The organism is Streptomyces sp. NPDC058289 (assembly GCF_042880975.1).
Classification (GTDB): domain Bacteria; phylum Actinomycetota; class Actinomycetes; order Streptomycetales; family Streptomycetaceae; genus Streptomyces; species Streptomyces stoeckheimensis.
Genome location: NZ_JBHVYI010000051.1, coordinates 37,656 through 49,888, shown reverse-complemented (window position 1 = coordinate 49,888; position 12,233 = coordinate 37,656). Strand labels below are relative to the sequence as shown.

Sequence of the window (12,233 nt, the reverse complement as noted above, 5' to 3'; positions counted from 1 at the left end):
CGCACGCCGCTGTGGCGGTTCCGTGACGCGCCCATGACGTACGGCCGCCACCCCGGCGCCGTACACGGGACGGCCTAGGTGTATTGACCCGCAGGGTTGTTCACACGGCTGATGGGCGGGTTTCCGCCGAGTGCGGTGTGGCAGCGGTGGTGGTTGTAGGTGTGGAGGAAGTCTGTCAGGGCTGCTGTCCGCTCGTTGTTCGAGGTGTAGGGCCGCAGGTAGGCCCATTCCTCGAGGAGGGTGCGGTTGAAGCGTTCGACCTTGCCGTTGGTCTGTGGCCGGTAGGCGCGGGTGAGTTTGCCGCTCGCGCCGAGGTCGGCCAGGACGGCTTTCCAGGCCAGGCCCTTGCGGTAGGCCCAGGCGTTGTCCGTGAGGACCCGTTCGATGCGGGTGATGCCCTGGTGGTGGAAGAACGCGGCCGCGCGGGTCAGGAAGCCGGCGCAGGTCGCGACCTTCTCGTCCGGGTGGATCTCGCTGTAGGCCAGGCGAGAGTGGTCGTCGACCGCGGAATGGACGTAGTCGAAGCCCATGGAGTTGCGGGTGGCCCGGCCGGCCTGGCGGCCTATGGCCTTGTGGCCGCCGCCGGCGGGGATCCGGCCGAGTTTCTTGACGTCGATGTGGACGAGTTCGCCGGGGCGGTCGCGTTCGTAGCGGCGGATCAGGGTGCCGGTCGGGCGGTCGAACCAGGCCAGCCGGTTCAGACCGTGCCGGGTCAGGATCCGGTGGACGGTTGATGCGGGCAGGCCCAGGACCGGGCCGATCCGGGCAGGGCCCAGCTTGCGGGACCGGCGCAGGTCGCAGACCCTCGCCTCGACGTCGGCCGGGGTCCGGTGCGGTGTCGTACGCGGCCGGCTGGACCGGTCGTGCAGCCCGGCCGGGCCCTCGGCCCGCCACCGGCGGATCCACTTGTGGGCGGTGGCCCGCGATATCCCCATCTCGGCCGCCACGTGAGCGACCGGACGGCCCGAACAGACTCGTTCGACCAGCAGTCGCCTACCGAAGACGGTCAGCCGGGCATTACGGTGGGACACGAAGACCTCCGTCGTGCAATGGGTTCCTAGACAGCTCCCACCACACCGGAGGTCTTCGCCATGTTCAAGACCTGCCGAGTGTCAACAACGCTCGTGATCAATACACCTAGGGCCTGTCGTCAAACTCCCATTTGCCTCGGGCGACGACGGGAGTTTGACGACAGGCCCTAGGGGACAACTCAGGGGTCGGTACCCGATGCGACTCGGGGTGTCGCGCCCGTAGCGTCCTGTGTATGACCACATCCCGAACTGCTTTCTTCGCAGCCCCTGTTCTGACCGGCGCCTACGGCGTCATCCGGATCCTCGACGGTCTCGACGGCAGCCGCGGTCCGGGCTTCGCATGGAGCCTCGGCCACCTGTGTTTCCTCGGTGCGCTGGTGCTCTTCGTCCAAGGATTCGCCGCGATGCGGGTGATGGCCGGCGGCGGCAAGCTGTCCGCCGTGGGCCTGTGGACCGGCGTGGCGGGAGCGGTGTCGCTGGTGGTGCAGTTCGCGATCGACCTCGTCGTCGGCTTCATGTCCGTGGACCGGGGTGCCATGGAAGAGATGTTCGTCAGGGTTCAGGACATACCGGGCATGCTCCCGGTGGTCTACGAGTTCGGTCCGCTGCTGTTCTTCGTGGGCCAACTGATCCTGGTCTCCCAGCTCGCGGCACGCCGCGTCCTGAAGCCGTGGGCGCCCGTTCTGGTCCTCGTCAACGCCGTGGTGCCCCTGGTCGGCAAGGACCTCATACCCCTCGGAGCCGTGCTCCTCCTGGCCGCCTACGCCCCGCTCTACCGCACCCGCGAGACCGTCGCGGCCGACCCGAAGGTGCCGGTCGCCTGACCTGGCGCGGAGGTGAGGGCCGGCCGGGCGGGGGCGCCGAAGGTGCGGCCTAGGCCCGGCGCAGGGCCAGTGCCGCCAGGGCTTCCGGGGCGCCCGGCTGGTCGCGGATGCCGGGGAAGGCGTTGACGTCCACGATCAGGGGGGAGCCGTCGGCCGTGGCGATGATGTCCACGCCGTAGACGTCCAGGGAGTAGAGCTCGCCGATGCTACGGGTCAGGTCGGCCCATCCCTGCGGGAGCCGGGGCAGCGGCAGGGTCGGGCCGCGGCCTTCCGGGGAGAGTTCCGAACGGCGCAGGGCCGCGAAGACGCGGTCTCCGATCGCCCAGAGCTTGTGGTCCCAGCCGCTGTTCGGGGCGAAGTCCTGCACCACCACCGGTTCGTCGGGCCACTCGTCCGCCAACTCCGCGAGGCGCACGGTGTCGTCGACCCGGGCCACGAGGTCCTCGCGGCGGCTGTGGCGGCTCTTGACGACGACGGGGGAGCCCAGCGAGACCCCGGCCGCCCACGGCGCGAGCGCGCCGACGGTACGGGTTCCCGCGAACGGCAGCCCGGCCCGGACCGCCAGCTCCGCCATCAGGGTGCGGTCCTGGCAGAGCGTGGTCGCCGCGGCGGAGTTCACCACCGGCGCCCCGAGCCGCTCCAGGCGCCGGGCCAGTTCCAGTCCGGGCGGGGTGTGTGCCTTGAGGAGGTACACATCGGCCGGGGCTCCCGAGACTGCGTCCGGCGTGCCGGGATCCAGCAGCTCCACCCCGTGCCCGCCGGACCGGAGGAGACCGGCCGCCGCCGAGAGCAGCGGGTGCCCGGGCTTGTCCGTGATCAGGCCGATCCTCATACGGGCTCTCCCGCGGGGGCAGCCGGGGCGGCAGCCGCTACGGCAGTGGCTGCCGTGGCCGCTGTGGCCTGGAGGGGGATCGACATCTCCTGCCCTGACCGGCGGCGGAGGGCGGACCCGATCTCGGGGCAGAGCCGCGAACCGGCGCCCCGCGCGAGGTCCAGTACCGCGCGGGCCACCCGGGCCGCCGCGTCGGGCACCTGACGGAAGCTCGGGAAGTCGTTCACGTCCACGACCACCGGCCCCTCGGGCCCCAGCAGCACGTCCACCCCGTACAGGTCGAGCCCGTACACCTCCCCGACCCGCGCGCAGATCTCCGCGATCTCCGCGGACAGCGGGACGAGGCGCTCCGGGACGGAGGCATCCGGATGCAGGGGAGAGCGGCGCTCGGTGGCGAAGAGCTCCCCGCCGACCGCGTACACCTTGAGGTCCGTCCCCGAGTTCGGGACGTACGGCTGGGCGACGAGCATGCCCTCGCCGGCCAGTTCGGGGAGCATCGCGGCCAGCCGCTCCGGCGAGGAGACCAGGTGCACGGCCCGCCCCGAGCTGCCGTCGGCGGGCTTGACGACCAACGGGTACTCCGACGCCGGGATCTGCGCCAGCAGCTCCGGCCGGGCCGCGGCGTAGGTCGGCGGCAGCGGCAGTCCCCGGCCGCGCCCGATGGCGGCGGCCAGCGCCTTGTCCCGTACGCCCCGGATCGCGCGGGCGTCGTTGACGGTGGTCGCCCCGGCCGCGGCGGCGGCTTCGAGCAGGGTCAGCCCCGGGCCGCCGGACACCGTCTTCAGGACCCAGGCGTCGTGGGCGCCGGCATCCACCGCCTCGCTCATCCGCAACAGCGATCCGCCGGGCCGCAGCACTTCCACCCGGTGGCCCCAGGCCTTCAGTTGCCGGACCACCTCGTTCGGCATGCCGTCGTGGCGGTAGTGCTCCTCCACCAGGAAGCAGAGCCTCATGGACCTTCCCCATATTCCCCGGACGTCCGCCGATCCCGTCCGGCGAGTTGTGACGTCACAGGATGTCATGGCCCGCAATGTGATGATCGGTCCGTGTACGCAGCAACCCGCAAGGGCGCCGCCGGGACGGGTTTCGCCTTCCGGTAGCCGTCCGGGCACTGTCCGGCCACTGGGATGCGGGTGGATCGGATGGCGGGAGCTCGCGATTTCCCTTCCGTTCAAAGCACTACAGAAGGACTCTTACCGGTCGCGGTTGAGTGGAAAATTTGTCAGAGGCTGCCCAAAGCGATCAACAACTCTCCTATAGTGATGCCTCGTTGCCAGGAACCTTCTCCTCCATTTACGCCCGGTATGAGGCTTTGATTGATGACGGCGTCGCCCTCCCCCCTTCGCCCCTCCGCGCTGGCCCTGCTGATCACCGCAGTCGCCGGTGGCGCGCTCACCACGGCGGCGGTGGCCGCGGCCCCGTCGTCCATCGCCACGGCCCTCGGCTGGTTCGCCGGCGCGGGCGTCCTGTTGCTCGCGGTATCGGCCTTCGCCGTCACCTGGTGCGCGCGCACCTCCCGGGTCCAGCGCGCCCGGATCTCCGGCCTGAGCGCCGAACTGGTCGCCCGTGACGGGCACATCGCCCGCCTGATCGCCGACGCGACCCGTGACGCGGCCGCGCACACCGCCGAACGCCTCCGTCTCACCGGCGAACACGCCGCCGTACTGGAGCGGCTGACGGGCGACCACGCCGCCGCGCTGGAACACCTCACGGGCGTGCACGCCGCCGAACTCGACGGACTGGCAGCCGCCCAGAACGCCTCCCGCGAGCGGCTCGGCGGCGAGCTGCGCCGTGCCGAGTCGGGCCGGGCCGCCGCCATGGCCGCGGCCGCCAACGCCGCCGGGCGGATGCAGGCCCTGGCCACGGGGATGCTCGCCGACCTGCGCGACATGGAGCACCGGCACGCCGACGAGGACGTCCTCGGCGACCTGCTCCACCTCGACCACCGCACCGCCCAGGCCGGCCGCCTCGCCGACTCCATCGCCGTCCTCACCGGGGCCCGTTCGGGCCGCCGCTGGGCGAAGCCGATCGTCATGGAGTCGATCCTGCGCGGCGCGATGGGCCGCATCGGCGGCTACCAGCGGGTCAGGCTGCACTCCACCAGCGATGCCGCCGTCGCCGGGCACGCGGCCGAGGGCGTCATGCACGCACTCGCCGAACTCCTCGACAACGCGGCCAACTTCTCCCCGCCGACCGCCGAAGTCCACGTCTACGTGGAGGAGGTGCCGTCCGGGATCGTCATCACCGTCGAGGACAGCGGCCTCGTCATGAGCGAGGTCCAGCTGCGCCGCGCCGAACAGGCCGTGACCGCCGCCTCCCTGGACCTGGCCGGACTGTCCGGGACCCGGCTCGGACTGGCCGTCGTCGGCCGGCTCGCCCGCAAGCACGGACTCACCGTCTCGTTCCGGCCCTCCGCCCGCGGCGGTACGGGCGCACTGATGATGCTCCCCCAGGAGCTCATCAGCCGGACCCCCGCCGAAGCCCCCGCCGCGCCGCTCGTCGTCCCGGCGCAGCCGGCCGGCCGGGTCGCGCCGAAGGCACCCGCCGCGATCGAAGCTCCCGCCGGGCCCGAGCCCGAGCCCGAGGCCGTGCACGACACCGCCGCCGGTCAGGAAGACTCCGTCCGCGCGCAGGACCGTACGGCGACGGACGGCGGGACCGCGGTCCCCGGCGCAGCGGACACCGGCACCAGCACCGGCGCCGACGTCGGCGTCGGCGCCGCGTCCGAATCCACCGGCGAGCACCCGCACTTCGGCGACAGCGGCCTGCCCCAGCGCCGCCGCGGCCGGACCCTGGCAGCCGCCCACCCCGAGGGCACCGACGGCGCGGGCGCCGATCCCCGTACGGCCACGACCCCGGCCACGGGCACGGCCTCCGCGCCCGGCGGGGCGTCCCGGTCGGCCGCGCGGTTCGGCAGCTTCCGTCAGGCCGTCCGCGGCGCCGCAGCACCGGGCCCAGCAGCGCCCGGAGCCCCCGGCGAAGAGCAGCAGCCCGCGCACACCCCAGACCCGGAAGGCAACACGCACTCATGACCGGCTTCACCACCGACGAGACGCTCAACTGGCTCCTGGAAGGCCTCCTGGAGCGCACACCGGGCGCCCGCCACGCCCTCGTGCTCTCCCGCGACGGCCTCAAGCTGTGCCGCACGCCCGAGCTCTCCGTCGACCAGGCCGACCAGCTCGCCGCGATCGCCGCCGGCATCCAGAGCCTGTCCCACGGGGCGTCCATCGAGTTCGGCGACGGAACCGGCGGAGTCCGCTCGGCCATGGCCGAGTTCTACGGCGGGATCCTCTTCATCGTCGAGGCCGGCGAGGGCGCGCACCTCGCGCTCGTCGCCAACGAGGACGCCGACGCCGGACTCGTCGGCCACAACATGTCCGAACTGGTCGAGCAGCTCGGCGAACACCTCATCGCCAGGCCCCGGGGATGAGCCGCCCCCGGCCGGGCCGGGACGATTCGCCGGACCGGCTCTACACCCTCACCGGTGGCCGCAGCCGCTCCGGCTCGGACGTCTTCGACCTGGTCACCCTGGTCGTCGCCGAAAGCGATCCGGCGCCCGGCATGCAGTCCGAGCACGCGGCGATCCTGCGGATGTGCCAGTTCCCCACGGCCGTCGTGGAGATCGCGGCCGAGCTCGGACTGCCGGTGTCGATCGTACGGATCCTGCTGGCCGACCTGCTCGCCACCGGACGGATCCGCGCCCGGCACCCGCGTACGGCGAACTCGGCATACAGCTTTACCGACCCCGACATCCTGGAGCAGGTGCTCGTTGGACTCCGCAATCTCTGACGCGACGATCCCCGAAGCCGCGTCGCCGGCCGGCGCAGTGCCCCTCGGGGTCGAACCGCTCCGGCCCCGCCAGGCACTGCGCAGCACGGCCGACAACGGACTGAAGATCGTCATCGTGGGCGGTTTCGGCGTCGGCAAGACCACGATGGTCCGCTCGGTCAGCGAGATCCGCCCGCTGAACACCGAAGAGACCATGACCAAGGCCGGCGAGGCCGTGGACGACACCCACGGGATCGCCGGGAAGAGCGCCACCACCGTGGCCTTCGACTTCGGGCGCATCACCCTCGACGCCCGCAACGTGCTCTACCTGTTCGGCGCCCCCGGCCAGGAGCGGTTCTGGTTCCTGTGGGACCGGCTCTTCTCCGGCACCCTCGGCGCCGTGGTCCTCGTCGACACCCGGCGCCTGGCGGACTCCTGGTACGCCATCGACCGGCTCGAACACCACGGCACGCCCTTCGTCGTGGCATGCAACGACTTCGGCGGCCCCGAGCACACCCCGGAGCAGATCCGCGCCGCCCTGGACCTGCCGGACGCCATCCCGCTGGTGTTCTGCGACGCGCGCTCCCGGGAGTCCAGCAAGCAGGTCCTGATCTCCCTCGTCCAGCACCTCCAGACGGCCGCGCTGTCGAGCAACCGGCCGAGCCTCCAGCCGAGCCCCCTGTCCCAGACCCCGGAGCCCACCCCGTGACCTGCCCCGCCGCCCCCGAGCACCAGCCCGTCTACCTCGGCGGCCCCCGGTTCCAGACCGACCCCGCCGAGCTGTACCGGGAGATGCGCCGCGACCACGGCGCCGTCGCCCCGGTCGTCCTCGACGGAGACGTACCGGCCTGGCTGGTCCTCGGCTACCGCGAACTGCACCAGGTCACCAGCGACCCCGTGCTCTTCTCCCGGGACTCCGAGCTGTGGAACCAGTGGGAGCGCATCCCCGCCGACTGGCCGCTGCTCCCGATGATCGGCCGGCGCCAGCCGTCGATCCTCTACACCGTCGGCGAACGCCACCGCGAGCGGGCCGCCGTCATCTCCGAAGCCCTCGAGGCCGTCGACCCCTTCGAACTCAAGGGTCACGCCGAGCGGTTCGCCGACGAGCTCATCGACGAACTGTGCGGCAAGGGCTCCTGCGACATCGTCGGCGAGTACGCCATGCTGCTCCCGCTGCGCGTCCTCGCCCGCCTCTACGGGTTCTCCGACGCGCAGGGTCCCGGCCTCGTCCACGCGATGAACGAGATGATCAACGGGCGGGAGGGCGCCCTGGAAGGCCAGCGCCACCTCGCCGAGTCGATGTTCGCGCTGCTCTCCGCCAAGCTCGCCGAGCCCGGCAACGACGTGGTCTCCCGGATGCTCGCCAACCGGTCCGGCTTCACCGTGGAGGAGGTCGCCCAGGACCTCATGGTCATGATGGCCGCGGGCCACCAGCCCACCGCCGACTGGATCGGCAACTCCCTGCGCCTCATGCTCACCGACGACCGCTTCGCCGCCTCCCTCGCGGGCGGCCGGCACAGCGTCGGCGAGGCCATGAACGAGGTGCTGTGGGAGGACACCCCCACCCAGAACGTGGCCGGCCGCTGGACCTCCCGCGACACCCACCTCGGCGGACAGCGCATCGGCAGCGGAGACCTCGTCCTGCTCGGCATCGGCGCCGCCAACGCGGACCCGCACGTGCGCACCGACGCCGGAGAGCTGACCGGCGGCAACAACGCCTTCTTCTCCTTCGGGCACGGCGAACACCGCTGCCCCTTCCCCGCCCAGGAGGTCGCCGAGGTCATCGCGCGCACCGGCATCGAGGTGCTCCTCGACCGGCTGCCCGACGTGGACCTCGCCCTTCCCGCCGGGGACCTGGCCCGCCGCCCCTCGCCCTGGCTGCGCGGTCTCACCGCCCTTCCCGTGACCTACACCCCGACCCCCGCCCTTGGAGCCACCCGATGACGTGCCCGATCGACCACACCGGCCCCTCGGCCATCGTCCTGGACCCCTTCGTCGCCGACCTCGACGCCGAGAGCGCCGCGCTGCGCGCCGCCGGGCCCCTGGTCCAGGTGGTCCTCCCCGGCAACGTGGCCGTGTACGCCGTCACGCACCACGCCGAGGCGCGCAAGCTGCTCACCGATCCCCGGATCGTCAAGGACATCGACGTGTGGGGGGCCTGGCAGCGCGGGGAGATCCCGATGGACTGGCCGCTGATCGGCCTCGCCAACCCCGGCCGCTCGATGCTCACCGTGGACGGCGAGGACCACCGCCGGCTGCGCACCCTGGTCGCGCAGGCCCTGACCGTACGCCGGGTCGAGAAGCTGCGCGCCGGCATCGAGGCGCTGACCACCGGGATGCTGGACAAGCTGGCCGGGCTGCCGACCGGCGAGACGGTGGACCTCAAGGCGCAGTTCGCGTACCCGCTGCCGATGAACGTCATCAGCGACCTGATGGGCGTGGACGCCGAGGAACACCCGCGCCTGAAGGCCCTGTTCGAGAAGTTCTTCTCCACGCAGACGCTGCCCGAGGAGGTGCCGCAGATGATGGCGGACCTCGGCGCGCTGTTCTCCCGCATCGTCGAGTCCAAGCGCGAGAACCCGGGCGACGACCTCACCAGCGCCCTCATCGAGGCCTCGGAGGACGGTGACCACCTCACCACCGAGGAGATCACCAACACCCTCCAGCTGATCGTCGCCGCCGGCCACGAGACCACCATCAGCCTGATCGTCAACGCGGTCGTCGCCCTGGAGACCCACCCGGAGCAGCGTGACCTCGTCCTCAAGGGCGAGGTCTCCTGGGAGAACGTCATCGAGGAGACCCTGCGCTGGTCCAGCCCCACCTCGCACGTCCTGATCCGCTTCGCCACCGAGGACGTGGAGGTCGGTGACCGGATCCTGCCCAAGGGCGAGGGCCTGATCGTCTCCTTCGGCGCGCTCGGCCGCGACAGGGCCCAGTTCGGCGAGACGGCGGGCGAGTTCGACGCCACCCGCACCCCGAACCGCCACATCTCCTTCGGCCACGGCCCCCACGTCTGCCCCGGCGCGGCGCTCTCCCGCCTGGAGGCCCTGGTCGCCCTCCCGGCGCTCTACGCCCGCTTCCCGGACCTCACCCTGGCGGTCCCCCCGACCGAACTCCGCAACAAGCCGATCCTCACCCAGAACGACCTCCACGACCTCCCGGTCCGCCTGGCCTGATCCGCGGCTGCCCCGCCCCCTCGATCGAGAGCGGGCGGGGCAGCCGTTTTAATCGGATGTGCTTACGGGGCACGGTTGTTAGGTTCACCGTGTGCCGAAGCTGAATCAGATCATCGCAGTCGAAAAGGGCGTCAAGTCCAAGGCCCTCCAGGAGCTCACCCAGGCTCACCAGGACGTGCAGAAGCCCGCCCTGCTGGCCGGCATCTCCCGGACCTACCAGCCCAAGGACGAGGAGGGCGAGCAGCTCCCGCCCGAGTCCACCCGGGTTCAGATCAAGGCCGAGGACGCCCTGCGGGCGACTGCCGCGACGCTCACCCGGCTCTTCGACGTGACCGCGACGAAGGACTGGGCGAACCGGTCCGCGGTCGCGGACGTGGTGGTCGACGGCAGGGTCCTGCTGCCCCAGGTGCCCGTCCCGTACCTGCTGTTCCTGGAGAAGCAGCTCACCGACCTGCACACCTTCGTGCGCAAGCTGCCGGTCCTCGATGCCTCCGAGTCGTGGAGTCTGGACCCCTCGACCGATGCGTGGAAGACGGACGCGGTGCGGACCATCCGCACGAAGAAGGTCCCGCGCAACCACGTGAAGGCCGAGGCCACGGAGAAGCACCCGGCGCAGGTCGAGGTGTACTACGAGGACGTGGCGGTCGGCTACTGGACCACCGTGAAGTTCTCCGGAGCGCTGCCCGCCCGCCGGGTCAACGAGCTCCTCGACCGGGTCGAGAAGCTCCAGCAGTCCGTCAAGTTCGCCCGGGAAGAGGCGAACAACACCGAGGTCACCGACCAGCGGATCGGCGACGCGGTATTCGGCTACCTCTTCGGGTAGCCCCACATTCGCCCCCCGTCGCGAGCGGGGGGTGCGCGATGAGCGCAAGCTGAAACTGATGTTGAAGCTGATCGAGGGGTGTCAGGTGGGGGTTCGAATCCCTCTCCCCGCACACGTGCGGGGGTGGCCCAAGTCCGGCAGAGGCGGCCCCGTCAAACTCAGATTCTCGCTCCAGTCTCAGTATTCGCCGCCGAACACCGGATCGACCGAGCGCGGGCGAACATCGACGGATGGGGGTTCAAGTCCCCTCGGCGGCTCTCTCGTGCCGCTGTAGTTCAAAGGCAGAACACGTCGATCTCAATATGACCCGCGGCTCTTAAACGCCGCCGGTGTGCGCAAATGGGTGGCAAGCTGGAGCCCGGGAGCTGGACATGCTCCCGGGCTCCGTCACGTTACGCAGGCATGGGCACCGAGACGAACGTCGTGCCCGACTCGTTCTCCACCAGGACCGCCCGGACGTCCGCAGGGTCCACCGCCGCCGAGCCGTCCAGCGCCGCGCCCTTGCCCTCGCCGTGCTCCGCGGTGCCCACCACCCAGCCGCCCGCCGTGGTGCGCGTACCGTCCCGGGAGACCACGACGATCCGGCAGCGCTCGCCCGCCGGAATGCCCGCCACCGCGGCGTGCACCCGCACCCACTTGGCCGCGGGCGTCACCTGTACGGTCATCCGCGCGCCCGTGCCCGCATCCGTCTCGGAGGCCACCTTGGTCCCCGCCGCGGGCGGCGACGGCTGGGCCGAGACCGTCGGCAGCGGCCGGGCCTCGACCGCCTTGTTCCCGCCGCCCAGCTGCGTACCGGCCCAGAAGACGGCGGTCAGCGAGGCCGCCACGGCCAGTCCCGTGAACACGGTCCGGCGCCGGCGCGCCCCGTCCACCTCCTGGCGCATCTGGCGCAGGGTGCGCTGGAGCAACAGGTCCCCGCCCTGCGGCGGACCGTCGAGAAACGCCTCGGGGGGCACCTCGCCCAGCGCCGTCTCCATCTCGCGCAAAGCCGTCACCTCCTGACGGCACTGCACGCAGCCGTCCACGTGTTCCTCGACCCGGCGGACCTCCGCGTCGTCCAGGACGCCGAGTACGTACGGGCCGAGCAGTTCCTCCTCGTGCCGCTGCCCGTTCATGCCACCACCTCCTGCAGTCCGCCGGGCCGCGGAGACGGGCCGCCCGTGCGCGTGCTTTCCCTGAAGACTTCTCTGAGCGCCTTGAGCGCGTAATGCGAGCGCGATTTCACCGTGCCGGCCGGGATGCCGAGGGTGTCGGCCACCTCGGCGACGCTCTGCTGGCGGTAGTACAACTCCGTGAGCACGTGCCGGTGTTCCGGTGACAGCTGGTCCAGGGCGCCCAGCACGGTCATCGTGTCCACGACCGCGTCGGCGTGGTCCGCCTCCACCGGCGGATGCGCCGGCGATCCGGACACCTCCGGCGGCCGGGCCGCCTTCGCCCGGTACCGGTCGGTGATGATGTTGCGGGCCACCGTGAGCAGCCAGCCGCGTACGGAACCCTTCCCGTTCACCAGGACCTCGGAGTGGCGCCAGGCCCTGATCAGGGTCTCCTGGACGATGTCCTCGGCCGCGGCCCGGTCCCCGGTCAGCCGGGTCGCGTACGCGAGCAGGGCGTGACCGTGCTCTTCGTACACGGACTTGATCAGTGCCTCGTCGGTCGAGCCCCGCCGAGTGCGGGGCCACAGTGGTCCGGCCATCTCACCCTCTCCGTCTTCCTCGCTTACGTGGTGCGGTCACAACACGCCACGCACGGGCACCGGGTTCACGTGACCTGCGTCACTCG

13 protein-coding genes are annotated in these 12,233 nt (G+C 71.6%); 8 read left to right on the top strand and 5 right to left on the bottom strand.

The features are described 5' to 3' along the window. Positions 1–74: 74 nt before the first annotated feature. A complete protein-coding gene (locus ACFVX6_RS24845; RefSeq protein WP_389694873.1) occupies positions 75–1,031 on the bottom strand; it encodes an IS481 family transposase in 957 nt (318 codons plus the stop codon). A gap of 233 nt (positions 1,032–1,264) precedes the next feature. Between ACFVX6_RS24845 and ACFVX6_RS24840 the strand changes: the two genes are divergently transcribed. After that, entirely contained in the window at positions 1,265–1,855 is a 591-nt protein-coding gene (locus ACFVX6_RS24840) for a hypothetical protein (RefSeq protein ID WP_389694871.1), read from the top strand. Between the two features lie 49 nt (positions 1,856–1,904). Here the strand turns inward: ACFVX6_RS24840 and ACFVX6_RS24835 are convergent, their stop codons facing one another. Then, complete coding sequence (locus ACFVX6_RS24835; RefSeq protein WP_389694869.1) at positions 1,905–2,687, bottom strand: RimK family alpha-L-glutamate ligase; 783 nt, start codon at positions 2,685–2,687, stop codon at positions 1,905–1,907. After that, a complete protein-coding gene (locus ACFVX6_RS24830; RefSeq protein ID WP_389694867.1) occupies positions 2,684–3,640 on the bottom strand; it encodes a RimK family alpha-L-glutamate ligase in 957 nt (318 codons plus the stop codon). Before ACFVX6_RS24830 ends, ACFVX6_RS24835 begins: the two co-directional genes overlap by 4 nt. 366 nt (positions 3,641–4,006) lie before the next feature. Here ACFVX6_RS24830 and ACFVX6_RS24825 point away from each other — a divergent pair, with 366 nt between their 5' ends. The 7 genes from ACFVX6_RS24825 (at position 4,007) to ACFVX6_RS24795 (ending at position 10,454) form a co-directional block, all read left to right on the top strand. Continuing rightward, positions 4,007–5,719: an ATP-binding protein gene (locus ACFVX6_RS24825; protein ID WP_389694865.1), complete on the top strand. Its 1,713-nt coding sequence runs from the start codon at positions 4,007–4,009 to the stop codon at positions 5,717–5,719. Beyond that, positions 5,716–6,117 (top strand): roadblock/LC7 domain-containing protein, encoded by a 402-nt coding sequence (locus ACFVX6_RS24820; RefSeq protein WP_112451677.1) that lies wholly within the window; start codon positions 5,716–5,718, stop codon positions 6,115–6,117. Before ACFVX6_RS24825 ends, ACFVX6_RS24820 begins: the two co-directional genes overlap by 4 nt. Further along, entirely contained in the window at positions 6,114–6,476 is a 363-nt protein-coding gene (locus tag ACFVX6_RS24815; RefSeq protein WP_274546642.1) for a DUF742 domain-containing protein, read from the top strand. The genes ACFVX6_RS24820 and ACFVX6_RS24815 overlap by 4 nt, the downstream gene beginning before the upstream one ends. Continuing rightward, positions 6,457–7,164: an ATP/GTP-binding protein gene (locus ACFVX6_RS24810; RefSeq protein WP_389694863.1), complete on the top strand. Its 708-nt coding sequence runs from the start codon at positions 6,457–6,459 to the stop codon at positions 7,162–7,164. The genes ACFVX6_RS24815 and ACFVX6_RS24810 overlap by 20 nt, the downstream gene beginning before the upstream one ends. Further along, on the top strand, positions 7,161–8,399 hold the full coding sequence (locus ACFVX6_RS24805; RefSeq protein ID WP_389694861.1) for a cytochrome P450: 1,239 nt from the start codon (positions 7,161–7,163) through the stop codon (positions 8,397–8,399). Before ACFVX6_RS24810 ends, ACFVX6_RS24805 begins: the two co-directional genes overlap by 4 nt. After that, complete coding sequence (locus ACFVX6_RS24800; RefSeq protein ID WP_389694859.1) at positions 8,396–9,631, top strand: cytochrome P450; 1,236 nt, start codon at positions 8,396–8,398, stop codon at positions 9,629–9,631. The genes ACFVX6_RS24805 and ACFVX6_RS24800 overlap by 4 nt, the downstream gene beginning before the upstream one ends. Before the next feature lie 91 nt (positions 9,632–9,722). Then, positions 9,723–10,454: a hypothetical protein gene (locus ACFVX6_RS24795; RefSeq protein WP_389694857.1), complete on the top strand. Its 732-nt coding sequence runs from the start codon at positions 9,723–9,725 to the stop codon at positions 10,452–10,454. A gap of 392 nt (positions 10,455–10,846) precedes the next feature. Here the strand turns inward: ACFVX6_RS24795 and ACFVX6_RS24790 are convergent, their stop codons facing one another. Both ACFVX6_RS24790 and ACFVX6_RS24785 read right to left on the bottom strand, forming a co-directional pair. After that, positions 10,847–11,569 carry a zf-HC2 domain-containing protein gene (locus tag ACFVX6_RS24790; protein WP_389694855.1) on the bottom strand — a complete coding sequence of 241 codons (723 nt, stop codon included), beginning with the start codon at positions 11,567–11,569 and terminating at the stop codon, positions 10,847–10,849. Next, entirely contained in the window at positions 11,566–12,147 is a 582-nt protein-coding gene (locus tag ACFVX6_RS24785) for a sigma-70 family RNA polymerase sigma factor (RefSeq protein WP_389694853.1), read from the bottom strand. The genes ACFVX6_RS24790 and ACFVX6_RS24785 overlap by 4 nt, the downstream gene beginning before the upstream one ends. Positions 12,148–12,233 lie beyond the last annotated feature (86 nt).